Origin of the sequence: Leptolyngbya sp. CCY15150, from assembly GCF_016888135.1 — a bacterium.
Taxonomy (GTDB): domain Bacteria; phylum Cyanobacteriota; class Cyanobacteriia; order RECH01; family RECH01; genus RECH01.
The window spans coordinates 1-435 of the sequence record NZ_JACSWB010000226.1 but is presented as its reverse complement, the minus strand read 5'-3'; the positions used below and the strand labels follow the sequence as shown (position 1 = coordinate 435).

Sequence of the window (435 nt, the reverse complement as noted above, 5' to 3'; positions counted from 1 at the left end):
TAATCAATCAAGCTGTCATTGTCCTGGAAGAAGGCGTTGTAGTAGATCCCTTGCACCCTCACCGCTTTGTAATCCCGCCACGGGCTATCGGACTCTCCCAGGTCACGCAGACGGACTTTGCCCCCATCCAGGCTGACTTCACTGACGCCTTGTTTCGCCTCGCAACACTCGAACGACTGACGTCCCACCAAGCGTTGTTGAGTCGAGTGTCCTATCCTCATCCCGGTCAGCGATGCGATGTCAGCTTCAGCGTTCTGAAACGATTCGTTGGCACTTAGGCGTAAACTGGCCTTCTCTAGTCCACCACTAAGGCGACTGTAAGCCTTCACCCCCAATTGCTCCGCCTGGCTTTGTCGAATCTTAAGGATTCCAACCAAGCTCTTCAATCGGCGGTGACGTCCTCGTGCTGGATAAGCCCGTTGGTGGACAAAAAAA

The 435-nt window shown here is 53.8% G+C and carries 1 pseudogene; it reads right to left on the bottom strand.

The window, feature by feature from the left end:
• Positions 1-435 (bottom strand): annotated as a pseudogene (locus tag JUJ53_RS18050) (ISKra4 family transposase); the annotation flags it as partial.